Below are 22320 nucleotides of genomic sequence, written 5' to 3'. Positions count from 1 at the left end.
AATAGGAGGTGCAGGCTTATGGCTGAACTTGAAAACCGAAAACAATTTGCACAACTGCTGGCACCTGGCGTCAAAACGCTAAAACTTCATCCTGATTATAAAGTCAGAAGGAAAAAGAACGAAAAAACAGGACAGTCTTATATAGATAAAATCGCACTCCAGCTGGGGGTTTCCTCTAACACGATCAAAAGCTGGATCGGACAGATGGGGGCAAACTATATTCCCGGGAGAATCGACGACGGAAAACTGTTCGGAATGATCTGGATCATTCTCGAAAAGACCGACTTGGATATCGAGTGGTTGACCAACCTGCTGGAAACCACCACCATTCCAGTGATCAAACCCCCGTTGCCTGTATGGGCAGCGTCTTGTTTGAAAAAAGCGAAGACGCTGAGAAAAGACGGGTCATTCGGGGCACCGAGTGATAACGATATTGAAAAAGCGGTAAAGCGGCTGTTTCATGATATCCCCGGCCAAGAAACGAATGCGCTTTCAGAACAGCCTATCACGCATAACTTACCATCACGCTGGTCCGGAAACTTCATCGGTCGCAGCTTTGATATGGAAGCGATACGGCAATGGATGCTTTCTCCGTCACCAGTCTGTTTAATCACCGGCTGGGCCGGCATGGGTAAAACCACAATCGCTCTTGAAGCCGCCTATTCCTGTGTCGACGATACTTCAGATTGGCCGGCATTCAACAGCATCATCTGGGTTAGCGCCGATTGGAAAGGCTTAAGCTTTAGCGATTTTTTAAATACGATCGCCTATCAGCTCGGACGCGCTGAACAAATCGATAAATCAATCAATGAAAAACGATTCGTCGTCCGCAATGCGTTAGCCAATTACACTAGAGAAAAACCAGTACTACTGATTGTTGACAGCATCGATACCGCAGAACGTGAGATTCACGAATTTATCACCAGCCTTCCGCAAGGCGTGAAAGTTCTCCTCACAGCTCGGGAAAACGTAAAGCAAACCTATCGGGAAAGCTTCGGAGAAATGGCAGCCATCCAGCTGAGCGGCCTTGACCAAACAGATGCCTTGGAATTTTTCCAGCAAGAAGTGCACCGCTGCTTACAAACATGCAACCTCCCATATAAGCGGGAAAAGCTGGAGCAGCTGTTACATCTATCGTCTGAACTGAAGTACGAATTCATTTCAGCGACTGCCGGAAACCCGAAAGCCATGGCACTCAGCCTCGCCTATATGTCAGACGATGACATTCCCGCCCAGCAGCTGATTCACGAGCTCGGAAAAGCGGGGTACTCTCTGCTGGAATTGTTTGAGTTCCTCTTTGGCCGCACATGGGACAGATGCAACGAAGATACGCGAAAGCTATGGCAGACGCTTTGCTTTTTCAGCAAGCCGCCAGATGAAAAAAGCCTGGCGGCAGCGGCCGGATTAGACGCTCGCCGTTTTCATTACGCAATTGAACAAATGCGATCTTTTGCTCTGATTCAGCCGGAACGAAGCGAAGGAAGAACACAGTACTTAGCGCATCAAACCGTTGTCGCTTACGGAGAACAGCACTTGTCCGAACAGCACGAATATGAAAAAGAAGCCCGCAGCCGGTGGGCGCACTATTATATTGATTATGCCGCAACCCAATTAAAGCGGGAACAGCCAAACTCCATCTATTGGAGCTATTTGTTGGGACGAAATTTAGATCAAATGAAACAAGAATGGCCAAACATCTTAAAGGTCATCAAATGGTCGAGCGAAACCGGACAAAAAGAAATCCTAATCGAACTCATCACCCGTATCAGCCATTTTCTAAGCAGAATCAACCTGCCTCTGCGAATCGAATACGGAAGCAAAGCAGCCGACGCCGCCCATCTATTAGGCAAACACACACGAGAAGCGTACTTCCGAATCGACACAGCTGGCTGGGCACTGATGGAAGTCAATGATTTAGACGGGGCCTTACAGCAAATTGAAGCTGGCTTAAAGATACTGGAACAATCAGACGCGGCAGAGCACGACGTTCACGATCTAAAGGTTTGGGGACTCGCACTGCAATCAAGACTGTTTTTAAAAGCCGGACAACAGGAAAAAGCAGAAACCATTTTAAACGAAATCGAAGATCAACCGATTTCTCCTACGATTCAACACAGGGTTCTACTGGTTCGCGGTGACTTAAGCTTCGCGAGAGGCCATGAGGAAGAAGCCATTCAATTATACGAAGCGGCAAATGAAATCAGCTCCACGTACGGCGGCGAAAAAACGATAGAAGCCTATTTCAATCTGGGTGTCGCTTACGTGAAATGTGGTCAATTTGAGAAAGCGGAAGGAGCCTTTGAGCAAATGCTCTATGACAAACATAACGCGAATCAGGTTGAGTTGATCTATTATTATTATGGGATGGCACAGTTGTTGTACCGTAAAAGAGAGAAAACGAAAGCGATGGAAGCTAATCAGAAGGCGATTCGTTTGATTGATTCGTGGGAGCCTGCGATTGGGATTCGGGGAGAGGTGGAAGAACTGGATATGATGCTTGAAGGAAATGGTGACATCACATTGTAGTATTGTAAGTGTAAGGTCAATCTAGGAACAAACGCTCTCACACCTTCTCTTTTTATAAACAAAAAAGGCCTTATTAGTTGAATAACTGATTAAGGCCCTCTGCTATAAATTTTTAGGGGCAAAGTTTCTATAAACTAGTCATTCTAATAACTTCTTTATAAATATTAACAATTTAGTCATTTCTCTAATAATCAAATTGAATGTTGATATAAAAGTAAAGAAGTTTAAATATCCCTATCCAATTTATAAAACTCTCTAAATAATCTTCTAACTTCTACTTTATATTCTTCCGGACAATCCTCATTGATACGTTTGCTCAATCCATCAATGAATTCATCTTCTGTTACAACCTTTTTGCTTAATAAAGTATTTAATATTGTATTGAACCTTATATCACTTAGTATAATATTTAAATCATTTTTGATAGCAGTTTCTTCAACAACTTCTTCATTTGTGGTTTCATTTGTATTAGAGTAAAAATAATTTATAGTAAACATGCTAATACAAGTTCCGAGTAATGATACTGCATAAAGTATTGTGAAGAAAAGTCCATAAGATAAAAGAAACACCAATAAAAGGAATGCTGGCATATTAAATTGAATGTTGATACCCATGATAAAATAACAAAAAACATAACTTACAATTAAGATACCAATAATAAAACCAATATAGTAAAAACTAAATAAGATAGATAATAGTGTTTTAAAATTGTTTTCAAGTACCATCTGATGAGTAACTTTATATCCTATTGTTCCGGAAATTATCGCCAATCCACTCACCACAAAGCCTAACATTGTTAGCATTCCGGCAATAGCATATAAAATCATATTCTGGAATGTAGAAACAATATAATCCATATTATTTTCAGTATTAGTGTTAATAAATTTATAACATATTATCACTAATATTACTGAACAGATAACGGAAAAGTATCCTTCAAACTTTTTAAAATTAAATATATGTTTAGGTTTCCCTAATTCTTTATACAAAGCCTTAAAAGTATAGCTTTTAGGGAAATCATTAGCTTCCATATCATCACCCTAACATATAATTAGTCATTGTACTTATTTTCCTTGACATTCTGAATCTTTAGCTTCATTTTTTTAGATTATCGATTGTTCGCTTAGCTAATAAAGCAGTGATACCTTTCTTCACGTATTCAATGAAGCCTTCTAGATTTTCCTTTTTACTATCTGGAATTGTTGTTTGATATGGAGAATTTTCATCAGAATCGTAAACTAGACTGGTACCATCTTTTGTTTCACCATCCACCTCTAATTTACTGTATCCATATGCACTATAAGCTTCATTAAGTTCTAATGTTTCCTTTACTTCTGTTGAATTTAAATCTATACCTTTTTCATTCTTCTTATGACTTTCAAGAATTCTTGTTTCTCTTGTTATATTTGCATGTTTCATTCCTTGCGACTTCCTCTCTAGAAGTGCCCTTATTTCTTCTTCATTTACATTAGGAGGAATTATAGTCGATTTTATTCTATTAACTTTATGTAACATTTTCATCCGTTCCTGTATCGAGAATGGATCTTTAATTAACATTACCTTAAATCCGATTTTATCCAAATAAATATCTAACAGGCTTTCAAAAGCTTCCATAAACTGATTATAACCTAACTTTTGACGAGAATAAAAAGTTACAATCTCTGTTTCTAAATCAAAGTAGAATAGAGTACTAATGGAATTATTCTTATGAACTACCTTTTTGGAAGTCCGTGATACTCTGTCAAATTCTTCTCCAAATGTGGGCGTCCTTTTAACAAGTCGACCAGTAATATATTTTTCATTAATATCCTCTACTTTATTCAATTCTGAAAAGTTGTATATTTCTTCCCGCTCTACTGTTTTTGTGTCACCCTGATCATCAAGGAACGTATTAACTTCCTTTTTATTATATTCTCTTTTATCATCAAGTGCATCAAAAACCATTTTCATTATATCTTGAATAGTGATTTTTTTAGCATAAACATCAAAAATATTAGAATTTATATTAACTTTCGCATAATAAAGTTTGGCCATATTTTCCTCCATGAATTATATACTATAATATATAGACATTATATCATGTTTTCAGGAAAATTTTATAAATTAAGCAGAAATAAACAAAGTTTCTATAAATTCAAAATAACATGAGCGAATACCAAAAAGGGGATTTTTCGAATTAAAAGAGAAATTGAAGTTGCTACTGCTGTCTTTAAGAATAAAATAATCTAGGTAGCATACATTTGAAGAATTTACTTATGAATGACTTTCTACATTAGAGGAAAAAGGAAAATAAAAGAAAGTGAAATTTATTCAAAATATAAATTATACATCTCTTAAACTAATTCACTAATTAAATAGAACTAGAATAATACGACATTCATTTAAAATCAAAAAAACAAGAGTATAACTCCAAAAATTTAAATAAACCTTATGCATCTGTCAGATATAAAAACCTTACCTATAACGGGTAAAAATATAAGTTGTTAACACCTGAAAACTAACAATACTATAGATCCGTTTAATTTTATACTTTAATTAATAGAAAATCATACTTAACTTACTCCCCGTTAATTACTCTATACTTCAAACCTCTCTATTAGCTAGTAAGTTAGCTAGTGGGTTTCTACAAATAATGGAGCGATTAAGGCACAGGGATGAAGATACAACAAGAAATATTTATTTGAATGTGACAAAAAGAGGTTTCCCAAAAGTTCAAAGAACTCGTGGGAAACCTTTAATTTAGACCCTTATTTAAGAAAGTTTTATCCTCACATTCCCCGTGGTCAATTAAAGAGTATGCAAGGGTTTGTAACCGTATTTAGTGGAATACAGTAAGCAAAATTACATCATTCCACCCATACCGCCCATGCCGCCCATATCAGGCATTCCTGCGCCGCCAGCGTTTTCTTCTGGCTTGTCAGCGACAACGGCTTCTGTTGTTAAGAACATTGCAGCTACAGACGCAGCGTTTTGAAGAGCTGAGCGTGTAACTTTTGTTGGGTCAACGATACCTTTTTCGATCATGTTTACCCATTCGCCAGTTGCAGCGTTGAAGCCTACGCCGATTTCTTCGTTTTTGAGGCGTTCAACGATGACAGATCCTTCAAGACCAGCGTTGTGCGCGATTTGACGGATTGGCTCTTCAAGTGCGCGAAGCACGATGTTGATACCTGTTTGAGCATCGCCTTCAGCTTCAACTGCAGCCACTTTGTTATATACGTTGACAAGCGCTGTACCACCACCGGATACGATGCCTTCTTCAACAGCTGCGCGAGTTGAGTTCAAGGCGTCTTCGATGCGAAGTTTACGCTCTTTCAACTCAGTTTCAGTCGCAGCGCCGACTTTGATGACAGCTACGCCGCCAGCAAGTTTCGCAAGACGCTCTTGTAATTTTTCTCTGTCGAACTCAGAAGTTGTTTCTTCCACTTGAGCGCGGATTTGAGTCACGCGGGCAGAAATTTTGTCTGTTTCGCCAGCGCCTTCAACGATTGTTGTGTTTTCTTTTGTAACGACAACTTTAGAAGCGCGTCCCAATTGTGTGATTTGAGTAGATTTCAGGTCAAGGCCAAGATCTTCTGTGATGACTTCTCCGCCAGTAAGGACAGCGATGTCTTCAAGCATTGCTTTACGGCGGTCACCGAAGCCAGGAGCTTTAACAGCCACTGCGTTGAATGTGCCGCGAAGTTTGTTCACAACAAGTGTTGCAAGTGCTTCGCCTTCAACATCCTCAGCGATCAGAAGCAATGGTTTGCCTTGCTGAACAACCTGCTCAAGCACAGGAAGGATTTCTTGAATGTTTGTGATTTTTTTGTCTGTGATTAAGATGTAAGGATTGTCAAGAACCGCTTCCATCTTATCAGAGTCAGTTACCATGTAAGGTGACGCATATCCGCGGTCGAATTGCATACCTTCCACAACTTCAAGCTCAGTTGTGAAGCCTTTAGACTCTTCGATTGTGATAACGCCGTCGTTTCCTACGCGCTCCATTGCTTCAGCGATAAGGCTTCCGACTTCCTCATCAGCAGCAGAGATCGCAGCAACCTGAGCGATAGACTCTTTGCCTTCGATTGGCTTAGAAATTTCTTTTAAGTTTTCGATCGCAACCGCTACAGCTTTTTCCATACCTTTACGCACGCCTACAGGGTTAGCGCCTGCTGTTACGTTTTTAAGGCCTTCACGGATCATTGCTTGCGCAAGAACTGTCGCAGTTGTTGTACCGTCACCGGCAACGTCATTTGTTTTGCTGGCTACTTCAGCAACAAGCTTAGCACCCATGTTTTCAAACGCATCTTCGAGTTCGATTTCTTTTGCGATTGTTACACCGTCATTTGTGATTAACGGAGAACCGAATTTTTTCTCTAGAACCACGTTGCGTCCTTTTGGTCCTAAAGTTACTTTAACAGCATCAGCAAGTGCATCGACACCACGAAGCATTGCGCGGCGAGCTTCTTCACTAAACTTAATTTCTTTTGCCATGTTTACAAGACCTCCTCAAATGTTTTAAGTATTGTTTATTTAAGAATTAGCCGATAACAGCTAAAATGTCGCTTTCACGTAAGATTAAGTATTCAGTACCTTCGTATTTCACTTCAGTACCTGCGTATTTTGAGAAGATAATGCGGTCGCCCTCTTTTACTTCTAAAGCAACGCGCTCTCCGCTTTCTAACACGCGACCTGAACCAGCTGCCACGATTTTGCCTTCTTGCGGTTTTTCTTTTGCAGAATCCGGCAACACAATTCCGCTGGCAGTTTTTTCTTCAGATTCTACGAGTTCAATGACAACGCGATCACCTAATGGCTTTAACAATGTAATAACCTCCTCAATAGTATGAATATGTAATTTTAGCACTCGACACTAAAGAGTGCTAACACAATTCTTATAATAAAGAATCTCCCTTCCAATTTCAAGTGATAAGATAAAAATTTTTTCACGCTTACATGATTCTTTTCAGCTCCCTTATCCCTTAGCTTTTTCACCCCCGTTCCGATTATGTTACAATAGCTGTAGATGAACGAAACCCATTTAACAAAGGAGTACATACCATTTGAGAAAACAGTATTGGTTTATTATTTTGACATATATCATCATGCAGTTTTCCGCATTAATCGGGATTCCCTTGTTATTTAAATTCGGTTATGCCGGAGGACAGCCTACCAAGGAGAATATGTTGCATGCACAAGGATTATGGTCCGTTATCAGCTTTATCGCCTGTCTCGTAGTCGTTCTGCTTATTCTACGAACTGTCCCGAAAACAACGCTTCGAAACGGCCGGAAAGACTCCGTCGGACTTTCTATCCTTTGGGCGATAGCCGGTTTTTTCATTGCCCTTTTCTCTCAAGGAATAGCAGGCTCTATTGAATATTATGTATTCGGCATCGGAAGAGAATCAGAAAATACACAAGCTATTCTAGATGTCATTCAGGCAGTCCCGCTCATGATTATGGTTTCTTCTGTCGTCGGGCCTATATTAGAAGAAATCATCTTCAGAAAAATCATTTTCGGCACACTGTACGAAAAAACGAATTTCTTCTTTGCCGGACTGATCAGCTCGGTTATTTTCGGTATTGTTCACGCTGATTTGAAGCATCTTCTTCTTTATACAGCAATGGGTTTTACCTTTGCATTTTTATATGCGAGAACAAAACGGATATGGGTGCCGATTTTCGCCCATGTCATGATGAATACATTTGTCGTCATCATGCAGCTTGAGCCTGTTCAGAACTACCTTGAACAGCAGAGCACACAAATGCAATTGATTATTGGAGGATTATTTTTATGAGAAACCCGGTAGTTTGGGGAATGATCTACTTTGCCGTAGGGTGCATCTTTACTTATCTTGCCGCAAGCTCGCCAGGCAGCATGTGGTCATTTTACTCCATCCTGCTGATGGTGTTCGCCGCTTACAACATCAGCATTTCTTTTAAGATGTTCGCCTTTTCATTTAAAATTAAAAAGAACCAGAAATAAAGAAAATCCATTTCTCTCATGAGAAATGGATTTTTTATTATTGTCCGGAAGACACGTCCTGATCGGCAGCACTGCTTTTCTGCGCTTTCCGATAGGCAGCCTTCGATATAAGAATACTGATTTCATATAAAATCAACAGCGGAACAGTAACCATCATATGAGACAAAAGCTCAGGCGGAGTAATCAGGGCAGCGATCACAAGCAGCGTAAAATACGCATACTTTCTGATTTTCGCTAAGAACATCGGTGTCACAATTCCAAGCCTGGTCAAAAACATGAGGATGACCGGCATTTGGAACAGCAGTCCAAACGGAATCGTCAGCTGCAAAAGAAAATGAAAATATTCATTAATTCCGATCACCTGATTGACATTCAAATCCTGAGAGATCCGCTTCATAAAATCAACAACAAAAGGAAATAAAATATAATATGAAAAAGATAAGCCCGCTAAAAACAGCAAAATAGAGATCGGAATGTAGCTGAGCGTTACTTTGCGCTCTTTCTCATAGAGGCCTGGACTCACAAAAGCCCAAAGCTGATAAAGAATAATCGGCGAGGTTAGGACAATCCCGATGATAAACGCGAACTGCATAAACACAAAAAGCGGGTCTGTCAGATTAAACGCATTAAGCGTAAGCTCCTTCGCTTCATCCGTTTTTTGCAAATAAACAATCATGGGCTTCGCTAAAAAAAATCCTGCGATAAAGAAAACGACAAATGCCAGCGCCACAACCAGCAATCGTTTTCGAAGCTCAGCAATATGCTCCAGCAGCGACATTTGATTCACTTTCATTCGTGTCATCCTAACTTACTGATCTTCTTTCTTTTTTTCCTCGTCATCACTCGTTAATCCTTTAGTAGCATTTTTGAATTCACGAAGTGTGTCTCCAGCAGCTTTCCCCAGTTCAGGCAGCTTTTTGGGACCGAAGATGATCAGAGCAACGATTGCGATAACAGCAAGGCTTCCAGGACCGATCGGCATATTTGGGCTCCTCCTTTCCCTCTATTCGATTTCCTCTAAAACTGAATAATGCTTCAAGAAATAAACCAGTGACTGAAGCTCTACAGCTAAATCTATATGATGAATTCGAATGTGTTCCGGCACATTCAAACGGGCCGGCGTAAAATTAAGGATTCCCTTGATTCCTAACGCGACCAATCTGTCTGTAATGGATTGAGCGGCAACTGCTGGCACTGTAAGAATGGCAACTGATTCATTTTTTACGTGTTGTTCAAGGTCGTCAAGGTTATAGACAGGCACGCCGCCTACCTCAGTTCCTATTTTACTCTCATTTATATCAAAAGCCATAGAAATTTTTGTGTTATTATTTTTTGTGAAATTATAGTGAAGAAATGCCGTTCCCAAGTTCCCCACACCAATCAAGATGACGTCTGTCATCTCATCCTGATCAAGCGTTTTTCGGAAAAATGACAGCAAATAATCCACATTATATCCATATCCTTTTTTGCCAAGAGCTCCAAAATAGGAAAAATCCCTGCGAATCGTGGCAGAATCAACCTTTACGGCATCACTGAGTTCAGCGGATGATACACGCTGTTTTCCTGACGCATGCAGATTCTTTAAAAAGCGATAGTAAAGCGGCAGCCGTTTTGCCGTCGCCTGCGGAATTTTTGATTGATCCTTATTCATTTTTGGTCCTCCACATTATACTCGGATAGTTCTCTTTTAAAGTCACCGTTTTTCCCGCCTGTCTTCTCCAGCAAGAAAGTAGGGCCGATGACCATTCCCTTATCAAGGGCCTTGCACATATCGTAAACGGTAAGAGCGCACACCGATGCAGAAGTGAGCGCTTCCATTTCCACACCTGTACTCCCTTTCGTTTTGACCTGTGCTTTTATATGAAGTATAACTTCTGCTTCTTTTATTTTCCAGTCAAACGATATATCTACCCCGCTCAGTGAAAGCGGATGGCACATCGGAATGATATTCGACGTTTGCTTTGCGGCCATAATGCCTGCCACCTGCGCAACAGCCAGTACATCTCCTTTACCGATATCATGACTTTGTATTTTCTCGTACACTTCATTTTTCATGTGTACGCTTGAAACAGCCGCCGCAGTACGGACAGTCGAAGATTTTTCGCTGATGTCCACCATCTGGGCTCTGCCCTGTTCATTAAAATGAGAAAATCCATTCATATTAAAACTCTCCTTAAACAGATCATACACTATTTTCTTCTCTATGTCTTATTCAGCCAATGTATTGTTTGCTGACTTCTGGTTCATAAGCTACACTTAACTTATTATAGCAGAGGTGAAATAATATGATGATCTTACAAGTTAATCAGCTATCCAAATCATTTGGTGCTGATACTATTTTAAACAATATAAAGCTGGAAGTCAGAAATCGTGATCGCGTCGCCATTGTAGGAAGAAATGGCGCGGGAAAATCCACGCTGCTTAAAATTATCGCAGGCCAGCTTTCGTATGAAAAGGGCGAACTCATTAAACCGAAAGATATTACAATGGGATATCTTGCCCAGCATACGGGCTTGGATTCTAAGCTTACCATAAAAGAAGAACTGCTGACTGTTTTTGACCACTTAAAAGCAATGGAAAAGGAAATGCGGGCTATCGAAGAAAAAATGGCGGCAGCTGATCCTGGTGAATTGGAAAGCATCATGAAAACCTATGACCGGCTTCAGCAGGAATTCAAAGATAAAGGCGGATATCAATATGAAGCGGATGTCAGATCTGTGCTTCACGGACTTGGTTTCAGCCATTTTGACGATTCAACACAGGTGCAAAGCCTCAGCGGGGGGCAGAAAACAAGGCTGGCCCTTGGTAAGCTTCTGTTAACACAGCCTGATTTGCTCATTCTCGATGAGCCGACAAACCATCTCGATATTGATACGCTAACCTGGCTTGAACATTATTTGCAAGGCTATTCAGGCGCCATTCTCATCGTTTCGCATGACCGCTACTTTTTGGACAAAGTAGTAAACCAAGTATACGAGGTATCAAGAGCTGAAAGCAAAAAATATCACGGCAACTACAGCGCTTATCTCGACCAAAAAGCCGCGCAGTATGAAAAAGATCTTAAAGTGTATGAAAAGCAGCAGGATGAAATCGCAAAGCTTCAAGACTTCGTAGACCGAAATCTTGCGAGAGCTTCTACCACAAAAAGAGCGCAAAGCCGCCGAAAGCAGCTGGAGCGAATGGAAGTCATGTCAAAACCGCTCGGCGATGAAAAATCCGCAAACTTTCATTTTGATATTACAAAACAGAGCGGAAATGAAGTCCTGCGCGTTCAGGATCTCACAATCAGCTATGAAAACCAGCCGCCGCTTTTAACAGAAGTGTCGTTCATGCTCACAAGAGGAGAAAGCGCCGCTCTTGTCGGTCCTAACGGAATCGGTAAATCGACATTGCTGAAAACATTAATGGACACCCTAAAGCCAGATCAAGGAACAATCTCATACGGCTCGAATGTCAGTGTCGGCTACTATGATCAGGAGCAGGCTGAACTGACTTCCTCTAAACGCGTCCTTGATGAGCTGTGGGATGAGTACCCTGGTCTTCCGGAGAAAGAAATCCGAACTTGTCTCGGCAATTTCTTATTCTCCGGAGATGATGTACTGAAACCCGTCCATTCACTGAGCGGGGGTGAGAAAGCAAGATTGGCCCTTGCTAAGCTGATGCTTCAAAAAGCTAATTTTCTCATCCTTGATGAACCGACGAACCATCTGGACTTAGACAGCAAAGAAGTTCTTGAAAACGCGCTGATTGATTATCCAGGCACACTGTTATTTGTCTCTCATGACAGATATTTTATTAACAGAATCGCCACAAGAGTATTGGAGCTTTCTTCAAATCATATAGAAGAGTATCTGGGAGATTACGATTATTATACGGAGAAAAAAACAGAGCAGCTTGAATTGGAGAAAATGAATCAGCAAGAGGAAATAGAAAAAACGCCTGCTGCGGTAAAGTCTGACTCCAAACGTTCTTACGAGGAAGAAAAAGAATGGAAAAAGAAAGAGCGCCAACGGCTCCGCCGGATTGAAGAAATTGAAACCACTGTTCAAACTATTGAAGAAAACATTAGTCATAACGATGAATTGCTATGTGATCCGGAAGTCTATCAAGACCATGAAAAGGTACAAGCCATCCATGCAGACAACGAGAAACTCAATCAGGAGCTGGAAACTCTTTTGTCTGAATGGGAAGAACTATCCACAGAAGAAGATTAAAAAAGTCAAGCACCTCTTTTTAGAGGTGCTTTTTTATCCACAGAAAATAACCTTATAAACAAACAAAGTAAACGCTTTATACACATTATCCACAAAATATTCTGAATTTATCCACTTTATTAACAGTGTCTTCAGCCCTTTATCCATCGATATCTTCATAATTACTAACAGATATGTGGATAAATTGAGAATTATCTGTTAATAACAGATAAAAAGCCTCACTCCGTTAGGTCGTGAGACTTTGATAAGAAGTCAATTCAAGGCCAGGCTGGCCATTCATATCATATGCACCGCGAATTCCCTTCTCAAAAGCAATTGTACCAGCTGCAGCGATCATCGCAGCATTATCTGTACATAATGCTAACGGAGGAATGACAAGCGTAATCCCCTCATGCTGGGCAAATTCCTTTTCTAATGCAGCTCTGAGGCCTCTATTTGCAGCTACTCCTCCAGCTAAAAGGACTTGTTTGACACCATATTCCTTTGCCGCACGCGCCGTTTTTGTTACCAAGACATCTATTACACTATTTTGGAAACTGGCAGACAAATCTTCCGGAGCAATCTCCTGTCCTTTTTGAGACGCATTATGAAGCGTATTGATCACCGCAGACTTCAACCCGCTGAAACTGAAATTGTAAGAGCCTTCTTCGAGCCATGCGCGAGGAAGCGGAATATTGTCATTCCCTTTTTCAGCAAGCTTGTCAATTTGCGGTCCACCCGGATACGGCAGTCCCATCGTTCGCGCCACTTTATCGTAGGCTTCTCCTGCTGCATCATCGAGAGTTTCTCCAATGACTTCAAATGATCCGTGCTCCTTCATATAAACCAATTCCGTATGGCCTCCTGAAACGACCAACGCCAGTGCCGGGAACACAATCTCTTCTACAAGACGGTTCGCGTATATATGACCGGCTATATGATGGACGCCAACTAACGGAATGTTATGCGCAAAGCTCAATGCTTTAGCAGCGTTCACTCCGATAAGAAGCGCTCCCACCAGTCCCGGACCTTCAGTGACTGCAATCGCATCAATATCACTATACGTCATGCCAGCTTTACGAAAAGCCTCTTCTATGACCAAAGTGATTTGCTCAACATGATGTCTGGAAGCAATTTCCGGAACAACGCCTCCAAAGCGCTTATGGCTTTCAATTTGAGAGGCTACTACGTTTGATATGATTTCTTTCCCGTTTTTTACGATAGCTGCCGCTGTTTCATCACAGCTTGTTTCAATTCCTAATACGTAAATCTCTTTTTGCTCACTCATTTATCGTCACCCACATAATTAACGCATCTTCCCCGTTATCAGTATAATAGTTCTTTCTTATTCCGCCGGGCTGCATCCCGAACTTCTTATATAAGCCTTGAGCAGGATGATTAGAAACCCTCACTTCAAGCGAAAGCCGTCTTGCGTCTTTTTCTTTGCACAGTTCAATCGCTGAGCGAAAAAGCGTTTCTCCTAAAGACTGGCCGCGATACTCGGGTTTTATAGCTATATTTGTAATTTGGGCGTCGTCCATCACGATCCAAATCCCGCAATACCCAGCAACATGGCCGTCCTTTTCAATCACAAGATAATGAGCATACGGATTTTCCATCAGCTCATGATAAAACGAATCCTTCGTCCAAGGAGACGTAAAAGAGGATGTTTCGATTTCGTATACGTGATCAATATCATCAAGCCGCATGTTTCTGACAGCTGCTTTTGTTTTCATCCTATCACCCTACTTTTGACTTTCAATCCATTTCGCTTCAGCTTCTGCCAGCCGCAAGTAATCCGGGACAAGCCCGTGAACATCAGCTTCTTCTTTTTCCGCCCCTAAAAAAGCCAATTCTGAAGGACGCGGGTTATGCTGAGCAGCAGCTCCAACAATCCCTTTTGTCCCAAGCACATCCTCTATCATCTGCTTGTGAATAGAAGTATCATGACCTAAAAACAAAACAGGGCGATCCTTTTCTTTTAGCATCTCCAGCCATTCGGCCAGCATCACATTTTGATCAGGAACCACTTGTTCCAAAAGCCCGTTTTTGTATTCATACAGACCTGTATACACCTGTCCCCGTCTTGCATCAAAGATAGGACTGATCAGACCGTCAAAATGCCGGCCATTTGCCGCAAGCGCCTCAAGGCTTGATACAGCAGAAATCGGAATATGTAAAGACCAGGCAAGTGTTTTGGCGAGCGTCACACCTATTCTTACTCCTGTGTATGAACCAGGGCCTTTGGCAACAACAATTTTAGATAGATCCTGCGGTGTCATATCACATTCGTTCAGCAATGAATGAACAGCAGGCATCGCTCTTACAGAATGGTTCTTTTTTAAATATGTAATGTATTCTGCTATGACGGTATCTTCTCGAAGCAGTGCAATGCCTAACGTATAATTTGATGTATCAATTGCTAATATTGTCATGTCTACTTATCTCCTCACAAAGCATTTCATACCGATTCCCGACAGCAGTAAAGGTAATTTCCCGCTCATCATCACCAACTCTTTTGATGACAATTTGCAGTCGCTCCTGCGGAAGCTGTTCTTCAATTAAATGGGCCCATTCAACGAGACAGACACCTTGTCCGTGAAAATATTCATCAAGTCCCAAATCTTCGCTTTCGTCTTCCATTCTATACACATCCATATGATAAAGAGGAAGTGAGCCATCATTATATTCTTTTATAATTGTAAAAGTCGGACTGTTTACAACACGTGTAATGCCAAGTCCTTCCGCAAAACCTTTCGTGAAAGTCGTTTTTCCGGCACCTAAATCGCCCTCTAATGTCAGGACGTCTCCCGGCTTAGCAAACGATGCCGTAAGTTTTGCTATCGCTTTTGTTTCTTCAGGATTTACAGTTCTCCACTTTAATTGCTTCACACGAGTCACCCGTCTTATTTAAAATGATTATATCCTTTTTTCTCTAAGGCCATTGTTGTTTTTTCTGTTTTTAGGATCACGTTGGATTCTGTTTTTTCCCTGACATGGCCAATCTTTGTAATGGGCAGTTGACGAATTTTGCACTCCTGCTTCAACACTTCCCATTCCTCCTTTGAAACCGTCCCAGTCAGCTCAAAATCCTCTCCGCCAAACAAAGCCCATTCTTTCCAGTTAGAATGAAGCTTAGGCAAGTCAGAATGGATCGGGAGGATGCTTTCATCAATTTCAATTGAAACACAGCTGGCTTCTGCAATCTCATTCAGTTCACTAGCTAATCCGTCACTGATATCATTTAAAGCTGCCCGCTTAATACTCGAGCATAATCTCCCGACGCTTACTCTTGGCTGAGGCCGTTTATGCCTGTTGATAAAGTAATCCGTATCCAAAAATAAATTTTGAGGATTATTCTCCTCTAATAATAAAGAAAGTCCTGCTGCAGATGAACCAATTTCCCCAGTTACAAACACAATATCATTCGGTCTTGCCAAGCTGCGCAAACAAGCTCGTCCCTTTTCTACTTCACCGATCACAGTGACAGTTACGACTAATTTATCAGAGGTAGAGACTGTATCGCCGCCAATCAGATCCATATGATATAGTTTCGCCAGTTCATTCATTCCTTCATACATTGCCTTGATTTCAGATTCCGTCCATTTTGCAGGTACCGCAAGTGATACCAAATAAAATTTAGGAATGCCTCCCATCGCGGCAATATCACTTATATTAACGGCTAACGCCTTATACCCGATATCTTCAGGTGAGGAATAGTGTAATTTAAAGTGCACATCTTCTACCATAGTATCCATACAAACAATTTCCTGAACGCCGTGTTTCGCAGTGTAGAGTGCTGCATCATCACCTATTCCTACATCAACGGAAGAATGGTGAATGGTCCGCGGAGTAATGCTATGTATCAAATCAAATTCATCCATGAACCAAAACCTCCTTTCAACCTGCTTATGCCTATATGTACTCTTCCTAGTGTATCGAATTTTGCTGGAATATCCAAGATATTGCCGATATAAAGAAAGCTTGGTTATCACACCAAGCAGAAAGATACAATAAAAGAAAACACAAAAAAAAACGAAAACATGATCGTTTCGTTTACAATAATGGCGGTCCGGACGGGACTCGAACCCGCGACCTCCTGCGTGACAGGCAGGCATTCTAACCAACTGAACTACCGGACCATATTTGTATAAAATGATTTTGGCTGCACCCTTCGGGCACTTCTTATATCATTTATATATTTGGTTGCGGGGGCAGGATTTGAACCTGCGACCTTCGGGTTATGAGCCCGACGAGCTACCGAACTGCTCCACCCCGCGATGATAATAATTTAAGATAAAAGCTTGGCGGCGTCCTACTCTCACAGGGGGAAACCCCCGACTACCATCGGCGCTGAAGAGCTTAACTTCCGTGTTCGGTATGGGAACGGGTGTGACCTCTTCGCTATCGCCACCAAACAAATTGAGAGTGTTCTCTCAAAACTAGATAACAGGTGTGACATCATTCAAAATGTGGTTAAGTCCTCGATCGATTAGTATCTGTCAGCTCCATGTGTCGCCACACTTCCACCTCAGACCTATCAACCTGATCATCTTTCAGGGATCTTACTTCCTTGCGGAATGGGAAATCTCATCTTGAGGGGGGCTTCATGCTTAGATGCTTTCAGCACTTATCCCGTCCGCACATAGCTACCCAGCGATGCCCTTGGCAGAACAACTGGTACACCAGCGGTGCGTCCATCCCGGTCCTCTCGTACTAAGGACAGCTCCTCTCAAATTTCCTGCGCCCGCGACGGATAGGGACCGAACTGTCTCACGACGTTCTGAACCCAGCTCGCGTACCGCTTTAATGGGCGAACAGCCCAACCCTTGGGACCGACTACAGCCCCAGGATGCGATGAGCCGACATCGAGGTGCCAAACCTCCCCGTCGATGTGGACTCTTGGGGGAGATAAGCCTGTTATCCCCGGGGTAGCTTTTATCCGTTGAGCGATGGCCCTTCCATGCGGAACCACCGGATCACTAAGCCCGACTTTCGTCCCTGCTCGACTTGTAGGTCTCGCAGTCAAGCTCCCTTGTGCCTTTACACTCTGCGAATGATTTCCAACCATTCTGAGGGAACCTTTGGGCGCCTCCGTTACCTTTTAGGAGGCGACCGCCCCAGTCAAACTGCCCACCTGACACTGTCTCCCCGCCCGATAAGGGCGGCGGGTTAGAAGGTCAATACAGCCAGGGTAGTATCCCACCGATGCCTCCACCGAAGCTAGCGCTCCGGTTTCCAAGGCTCCTACCTATCCTGTACAAGCTGTACCAACATTCAATATCAGGCTGCAGTAAAGCTCCACGGGGTCTTTCCGTCCTGTCGCGGGTAACCTGCATCTTCACAGGTACTATAATTTCACCGAGTCTCTCGTTGAGACAGTGCCCAGATCGTTGCGCCTTTCGTGCGGGTCGGAACTTACCCGACAAGGAATTTCGCTACCTTAGGACCGTTATAGTTACGGCCGCCGTTTACTGGGGCTTCAATTCGCACCTTCGCTTACGCTAAGCGCTCCTCTTAACCTTCCAGCACCGGGCAGGCGTCAGCCCCTATACTTCGCCTTACGGCTTCGCAGAGACCTGTGTTTTTGCTAAACAGTCGCCTGGGCCTATTCACTGCGGCTCTCTCGGGCTTGCACCCTAACAGAGCACCCCTTCTCCCGAAGTTACGGGGTCATTTTGCCGAGTTCCTTAACGAGAGTTCTCTCGATCACCTTAGGATTCTCTCCTCGCCTACCTGTGTCGGTTTGCGGTACGGGCACCTCTCACCTCGCTAGAGGCTTTTCTTGGCAGTGTGGAATCAGGAACTTCGCTACTAAATTTCGCTCGCCATCACAGCTCAGCCTTATGGGAAACGGATTTGCCTATTTCCCAGCCTAACTGCTTGGACGCGGATATCCAATACCGCGCTTACCCTATCCTCCTGCGTCCCCCCATTGCTCAAATGGTGAGGAGGTGGTACAGGAATATCAACCTGTTGTCCATCGCCTACGCCTTTCGGCCTCGGCTTAGGTCCCGACTAACCCTGAGCGGACGAGCCTTCCTCAGGAAACCTTAGGCATTCGGTGGAGGGGATTCTCACCCCTCTTTCGCTACTCATACCGGCATTCTCACTTCTAAGCGCTCCACCAGTCCTTCCGGTCTGGCTTCACAGCCCTTAGAACGCTCTCCTACCACTGTTCGAAGAACAGTCCGCAGCTTCGGTGATACGTTTAGCCCCGGTACATTTTCGGCGCAGAGTCACTCGACCAGTGAGCTATTACGCACTCTTTAAATGGTGGCTGCTTCTAAGCCAACATCCTGGTTGTCTAAGCAACTCCACATCCTTTTCCACTTAACGTATACTTTGGGACCTTAGCTGGCGGTCTGGGCTGTTTCCCTTTCGACTACGGATCTTATCACTCGCAGTCTGACTCCCAAGGATAAGTCATTGGCATTCGGAGTTTGACTGAATTCGGTAACCCGGTAGGGGCCCCTAGTCCAATCAGTGCTCTACCTCCAAGACTCTTACCTTGAGGCTAGCCCTAAAGCTATTTCGGAGAGAACCAGCTATCTCCAGGTTCGATTGGCATTTCACCCCTACCCACACCTCATCCCCGCACTTTTCAACGTGCGTGGGTTCGGGCCTCCATTCAGTGTTACCTGAACTTCACCCTGGACATGGGTAGATCACCTGGTTTCGGGTCTACGACCACGTACTCATGCGCCCTATTCAGACTCGCTTTCGCTGCGGCTCCGCATCTTCTGCTTAACCTTGCACGGGATCGTAACTCGCCGGTTCATTCTACAAAAGGCACGCCATCACCCGTTAACGGGCTCTGACTACTTGTAGGCACACGGTTTCAGGATCTCTTTCACTCCCCTTCCGGGGTGCTTTTCACCTTTCCCTCACGGTACTGGTTCACTATCGGTCACTAGGGAGTATTTAGCCTTGGGAGATGGTCCTCCCGGATTCCGACGGAATTTCACGTGTTCCGCCGTACTCAGGATCCACTCAGGAGAGAACGAAGTTTTGACTACAGGGCTGTTACCTTCTATGGCGGGCCTTTCCAGACCTCTTCATCTACCTCGTTCTTTTGTAACTCCGTACAGAGTGTCCTACAACCCCAAGAGGCAAGCCTCTTGGTTTGGGCTAATCCCGTTTCGCTCGCCGCTACTCAGGGAATCGCATTTGCTTTCTCTTCCTCCGGGTACTTAGATGTTTCAGTTCCCCGGGTCTGCCTTCTCATATCCTATGAATTCAGATATGGATACCACTCCATTACGAGTGGTGGGTTTCCCCATTCGGAAATCTCCGGATCAAAGCTTGCTTACAGCTCCCCGAAGCATATCGGTGTTCGTCCCGTCCTTCATCGGCTCCTAGTGCCAAGGCATCCACCGTGCGCCCTTTCTAACTTAACCGTTAAAAAGAATCACTATGTGATATCTTGTCTTACTAATTGAATGTGATGTCTACTGTTATCTAGTTTTCAAAGAACACGTTTCGAAGGAATGATCCTTCAAAACTAAACAAGACAGGGAACGTTCTGTTTATAAGACCCAAGGTCTTATATTCCATAAATATCCTTAGAAAGGAGGTGATCCAGCCGCACCTTCCGATACGGCTACCTTGTTACGACTTCACCCCAATCATCTGTCCCACCTTCGGCGGCTGGCTCCTAAAAGGTTACCTCACCGACTTCGGGTGTTACAAACTCTCGTGGTGTGACGGGCGGTGTGTACAAGGCCCGGGAACGTATTCACCGCGGCATGCTGATCCGCGATTACTAGCGATTCCAGCTTCACGCAGTCGAGTTGCAGACTGCGATCCGAACTGAGAACAGATTTGTGGGATTGGCTTAACCTCGCGGTTTCGCTGCCCTTTGTTCTGTCCATTGTAGCACGTGTGTAGCCCAGGTCATAAGGGGCATGATGATTTGACGTCATCCCCACCTTCCTCCGGTTTGTCACCGGCAGTCACCTTAGAGTGCCCAACTGAATGCTGGCAACTAAGATCAAGGGTTGCGCTCGTTGCGGGACTTAACCCAACATCTCACGACACGAGCTGACGACAACCATGCACCACCTGTCACTCTGCCCCCGAAGGGGACGTCCTATCTCTAGGATTGTCAGAGGATGTCAAGACCTGGTAAGGTTCTTCGCGTTGCTTCGAATTAAACCACATGCTCCACCGCTTGTGCGGGCCCCCGTCAATTCCTTTGAGTTTCAGTCTTGCGACCGTACTCCCCAGGCGGAGTGCTTAATGCGTTAGCTGCAGCACTAAGGGGCGGAAACCCCCTAACACTTAGCACTCATCGTTTACGGCGTGGACTACCAGGGTATCTAATCCTGTTCGCTCCCCACGCTTTCGCTCCTCAGCGTCAGTTACAGACCAGAGAGTCGCCTTCGCCACTGGTGTTCCTCCACATCTCTACGCATTTCACCGCTACACGTGGAATTCCACTCTCCTCTTCTGCACTCAAGTTCCCCAGTTTCCAATGACCCTCCCCGGTTGAGCCGGGGGCTTTCACATCAGACTTAAGAAACCGCCTGCGAGCCCTTTACGCCCAATAATTCCGGACAACGCTTGCCACCTACGTATTACCGCGGCTGCTGGCACGTAGTTAGCCGTGGCTTTCTGGTTAGGTACCGTCAAGGTACCGCCCTATTCGAACGGTACTTGTTCTTCCCTAACAACAGAGCTTTACGATCCGAAAACCTTCATCACTCACGCGGCGTTGCTCCGTCAGACTTTCGTCCATTGCGGAAGATTCCCTACTGCTGCCTCCCGTAGGAGTCTGGGCCGTGTCTCAGTCCCAGTGTGGCCGATCACCCTCTCAGGTCGGCTACGCATCGTTGCCTTGGTGAGCCATTACCTCACCAACTAGCTAATGCGCCGCGGGTCCATCTGTAAGTGGTAGCCGAAGCCACCTTTTATGTTTGAACCATGCGGTTCAAACAAGCATCCGGTATTAGCCCCGGTTTCCCGGAGTTATCCCAGTCTTACAGGCAGGTTACCCACGTGTTACTCACCCGTCCGCCGCTAACATCAGGGAGCAAGCTCCCATCTGTCCGCTCGACTTGCATGTATTAGGCACGCCGCCAGCGTTCGTCCTGAGCCAGGATCAAACTCTCCGATAAATGGATCACAGGTTAAGTCCACCGCATCCTGCGGTGACACCTGTGTGACCTGCGTCGTGCAGGCCTTAGTTTGACTGACTACGCACATCGCTGTGCGATTTTATAAAAAATGAATTAACAGGTACGTTTTGTCTTGTTTAGTTTTCAAAGATCATTCAATAATGGAGCGGGTGATGAGAATCGAACTCACGACATCAGCTTGGAAGGCTGAGGTTTTACCACTAAACTACACCCGCGTGGTACTTTATATTGGCGCGCCCGAGAGGAGTCGAACCCCTAACCTTTTGATCCGTAGTCAAACGCTCTATCCAATTGAGCTACGGGCGCTTATTAAGCGACTTAACTATCATACTATCATTTGATGTTGAAGTCAAGAGGTTTTTTAAAATGTTTTTTCGAAGATCGAATCTTTTTTTAACTCGACTTTTCTTATTATACACATTTTTAAAAACTTGTAAACACCTTAGGAAAACTTTTTTGTTTTCGTTTTGTTTCGTGCTGTTCATCAGCGACG

At 43.7% G+C, this 22320-nt stretch carries 17 protein-coding genes, 4 tRNA genes and 3 rRNA genes; 4 read left to right on the top strand and 20 right to left on the bottom strand.

The features are described from left to right. The first annotated feature begins 18 nt into the window (after window positions 1-18). Entirely contained in the window at window positions 19-2526 is a 2508-nt protein-coding gene (locus GYO_RS25785; protein ID WP_014112885.1) for an NB-ARC domain-containing protein, read from the top strand. Between the two features lie 224 nt (window positions 2527-2750). Here the strand turns inward: GYO_RS25785 and GYO_RS25780 are convergent, their stop codons facing one another. The 4 genes from GYO_RS25780 to groES form a co-directional block, all read right to left on the bottom strand. Then, window positions 2751-3557, bottom strand: coding sequence for a hypothetical protein (locus tag GYO_RS25780; protein WP_014112884.1), 807 nt, complete (start codon window positions 3555-3557; stop codon window positions 2751-2753). A 64-nt stretch (window positions 3558-3621) separates the two neighbouring features. Next, window positions 3622-4560, bottom strand: a complete 939-nt coding sequence (locus tag GYO_RS25775; RefSeq protein WP_014112883.1) for a DUF4747 family protein — start codon at window positions 4558-4560, stop codon at window positions 3622-3624. 807 nt (window positions 4561-5367) lie between these two features. Further along, window positions 5368-7002, bottom strand: coding sequence for a chaperonin GroEL (gene groL / locus GYO_RS25770; protein WP_014112882.1), 1635 nt, complete (start codon window positions 7000-7002; stop codon window positions 5368-5370). A gap of 46 nt (window positions 7003-7048) precedes the next feature. Next, window positions 7049-7333 carry a co-chaperone GroES gene (gene groES / locus GYO_RS25765; RefSeq protein WP_003155970.1) on the bottom strand — a complete coding sequence of 95 codons (285 nt, stop codon included), beginning with the start codon at window positions 7331-7333 and terminating at the stop codon, window positions 7049-7051. 238 nt (window positions 7334-7571) lie between these two features. On the opposite strand from groES, the gene GYO_RS25760 reads away from it, so the two are divergent. Continuing rightward, window positions 7572-8306, top strand: a complete 735-nt coding sequence (locus GYO_RS25760; RefSeq protein WP_014112881.1) for a CPBP family intramembrane glutamic endopeptidase — start codon at window positions 7572-7574, stop codon at window positions 8304-8306. Then, on the top strand, window positions 8303-8494 hold the full coding sequence (locus tag GYO_RS25755; protein ID WP_003225680.1) for a YdiK family protein: 192 nt from the start codon (window positions 8303-8305) through the stop codon (window positions 8492-8494). Before GYO_RS25760 ends, GYO_RS25755 begins: the two co-directional genes overlap by 4 nt. Before the next feature lie 37 nt (window positions 8495-8531). On the opposite strand, the gene tatCy is transcribed toward GYO_RS25755, so the two are convergent. Genes tatCy through moaC form a run of 4 tightly spaced genes read right to left on the bottom strand, consistent with a single transcriptional unit; the run spans window position 8532 to window position 10654 of the window. Continuing rightward, window positions 8532-9296 (bottom strand): sec-independent protein translocase protein TatCy, encoded by a 765-nt coding sequence (gene tatCy / locus GYO_RS25750; RefSeq protein WP_072565844.1) that lies wholly within the window; start codon window positions 9294-9296, stop codon window positions 8532-8534. 6 nt (window positions 9297-9302) lie between these two features. Beyond that, window positions 9303-9476: a sec-independent protein translocase protein TatAY gene (gene tatAY / locus GYO_RS25745; protein WP_003225684.1), complete on the bottom strand. Its 174-nt coding sequence runs from the start codon at window positions 9474-9476 to the stop codon at window positions 9303-9305. Window positions 9477-9497: 21 nt separating this feature from the next. Continuing rightward, entirely contained in the window at window positions 9498-10145 is a 648-nt protein-coding gene (locus GYO_RS25740; RefSeq protein WP_003225686.1) for a redox-sensing transcriptional repressor Rex, read from the bottom strand. Then, a complete protein-coding gene (gene moaC / locus GYO_RS25735; protein WP_014112879.1) occupies window positions 10142-10654 on the bottom strand; it encodes a cyclic pyranopterin monophosphate synthase MoaC in 513 nt (170 codons plus the stop codon). The genes GYO_RS25740 and moaC overlap by 4 nt, the downstream gene beginning before the upstream one ends. Window positions 10655-10779: 125 nt before the next feature. Between moaC and GYO_RS25730 the strand changes: the two genes are divergently transcribed. Then, window positions 10780-12708, top strand: coding sequence for an ABC-F family ATP-binding cassette domain-containing protein (locus GYO_RS25730; protein WP_014112878.1), 1929 nt, complete (start codon window positions 10780-10782; stop codon window positions 12706-12708). Between the two features lie 226 nt (window positions 12709-12934). Here the strand turns inward: GYO_RS25730 and tsaD are convergent, their stop codons facing one another. The 12 genes from tsaD to GYO_RS25670 form a co-directional block, all read right to left on the bottom strand. Beyond that, entirely contained in the window at window positions 12935-13975 is a 1041-nt protein-coding gene (gene tsaD / locus GYO_RS25725) for a tRNA (adenosine(37)-N6)-threonylcarbamoyltransferase complex transferase subunit TsaD (protein ID WP_014112876.1), read from the bottom strand. Beyond that, window positions 13968-14423 carry a ribosomal protein S18-alanine N-acetyltransferase gene (rimI, locus tag GYO_RS25720; RefSeq protein WP_014112875.1) on the bottom strand — a complete coding sequence of 152 codons (456 nt, stop codon included), beginning with the start codon at window positions 14421-14423 and terminating at the stop codon, window positions 13968-13970. The genes tsaD and rimI overlap by 8 nt, the downstream gene beginning before the upstream one ends. Window positions 14424-14432: 9 nt before the next feature. After that, the gene (gene tsaB, locus GYO_RS25715; RefSeq protein ID WP_014112874.1) at window positions 14433-15122 is read right to left on the bottom strand and encodes a tRNA (adenosine(37)-N6)-threonylcarbamoyltransferase complex dimerization subunit type 1 TsaB; all 690 of its coding nucleotides are present in this window, start codon (window positions 15120-15122) and stop codon (window positions 14433-14435) included. After that, entirely contained in the window at window positions 15103-15579 is a 477-nt protein-coding gene (tsaE, locus tag GYO_RS25710) for a tRNA (adenosine(37)-N6)-threonylcarbamoyltransferase complex ATPase subunit type 1 TsaE (protein ID WP_014112873.1), read from the bottom strand. Before tsaE ends, tsaB begins: the two co-directional genes overlap by 20 nt. Before the next feature lie 14 nt (window positions 15580-15593). Continuing rightward, a complete protein-coding gene (thiL, locus tag GYO_RS25705) occupies window positions 15594-16571 on the bottom strand; it encodes a thiamine-phosphate kinase (protein WP_014112872.1) in 978 nt (325 codons plus the stop codon). A gap of 181 nt (window positions 16572-16752) precedes the next feature. Next, window positions 16753-16829: transfer RNA gene (locus tag GYO_RS25700), tRNA-Asp, on the bottom strand. A gap of 61 nt (window positions 16830-16890) precedes the next feature. Next, window positions 16891-16967: transfer RNA gene (locus GYO_RS25695), tRNA-Met, on the bottom strand. Between the two features lie 22 nt (window positions 16968-16989). After that, window positions 16990-17105 (bottom strand): 5S ribosomal RNA (gene rrf / locus GYO_RS25690). A gap of 54 nt (window positions 17106-17159) precedes the next feature. Next, a 23S ribosomal RNA gene (locus GYO_RS25685) occupies window positions 17160-20087 on the bottom strand. Between the two features lie 169 nt (window positions 20088-20256). Beyond that, window positions 20257-21806: ribosomal RNA gene (locus GYO_RS25680) — 16S ribosomal RNA — on the bottom strand. The 16S, 23S and 5S rRNA genes sit together here with 4 tRNA genes alongside, the layout of an rRNA operon. A gap of 162 nt (window positions 21807-21968) precedes the next feature. Continuing rightward, window positions 21969-22042, bottom strand: a tRNA-Gly gene (locus GYO_RS25675). Between the two features lie 14 nt (window positions 22043-22056). Continuing rightward, a tRNA-Arg gene (locus tag GYO_RS25670) sits at window positions 22057-22133 on the bottom strand. Between the last annotated feature and the right edge of the window lie 187 nt (window positions 22134-22320).

Source organism: Bacillus spizizenii TU-B-10, assembly GCF_000227465.1.
Classification (GTDB): domain Bacteria; phylum Bacillota; class Bacilli; order Bacillales; family Bacillaceae; genus Bacillus; species Bacillus spizizenii.
The sequence above is the reverse complement of the archived record's forward strand: the minus strand, read 5'-3'. Positions and strand labels throughout refer to the sequence as shown.

What these genes read in the sequence shown, in the direction of transcription:
- groL (WP_014112882.1), bottom strand. Translation starts at nt 7,002, where the DNA reads ATGGCAAAAGAAATTAAGTTTAGTGAAGAAGCTCGCCGCGCAATGCTT.
- GYO_RS25755 (WP_003225680.1), top strand. Translation starts at nt 8,303, where the DNA reads ATGAGAAACCCGGTAGTTTGGGGAATGATCTACTTTGCCGTAGGGTGC.
- thiL (WP_014112872.1), bottom strand. Translation starts at nt 16,571, where the DNA reads ATGGATGAATTTGATTTGATACATAGCATTACTCCGCGGACCATTCAC.
- tatCy (WP_072565844.1), bottom strand. Translation starts at nt 9,296, where the DNA reads ATGACACGAATGAAAGTGAATCAAATGTCGCTGCTGGAGCATATTGCT.
- tsaD (WP_014112876.1), bottom strand. Translation starts at nt 13,975, where the DNA reads ATGAGTGAGCAAAAAGAGATTTACGTATTAGGAATTGAAACAAGCTGT.
- GYO_RS25730 (WP_014112878.1), top strand. Translation starts at nt 10,780, where the DNA reads ATGATGATCTTACAAGTTAATCAGCTATCCAAATCATTTGGTGCTGAT.
- GYO_RS25785 (WP_014112885.1), top strand. Translation starts at nt 19, where the DNA reads ATGGCTGAACTTGAAAACCGAAAACAATTTGCACAACTGCTGGCACCT.
- rimI (WP_014112875.1), bottom strand. Translation starts at nt 14,423, where the DNA reads ATGAAAACAAAAGCAGCTGTCAGAAACATGCGGCTTGATGATATTGAT.
- GYO_RS25740 (WP_003225686.1), bottom strand. Translation starts at nt 10,145, where the DNA reads ATGAATAAGGATCAATCAAAAATTCCGCAGGCGACGGCAAAACGGCTG.
- tatAY (WP_003225684.1), bottom strand. Translation starts at nt 9,476, where the DNA reads ATGCCGATCGGTCCTGGAAGCCTTGCTGTTATCGCAATCGTTGCTCTG.
- tsaB (WP_014112874.1), bottom strand. Translation starts at nt 15,122, where the DNA reads ATGACAATATTAGCAATTGATACATCAAATTATACGTTAGGCATTGCA.
- GYO_RS25775 (WP_014112883.1), bottom strand. Translation starts at nt 4,560, where the DNA reads ATGGCCAAACTTTATTATGCGAAAGTTAATATAAATTCTAATATTTTT.
- moaC (WP_014112879.1), bottom strand. Translation starts at nt 10,654, where the DNA reads ATGAATGGATTTTCTCATTTTAATGAACAGGGCAGAGCCCAGATGGTG.
- GYO_RS25780 (WP_014112884.1), bottom strand. Translation starts at nt 3,557, where the DNA reads ATGGAAGCTAATGATTTCCCTAAAAGCTATACTTTTAAGGCTTTGTAT.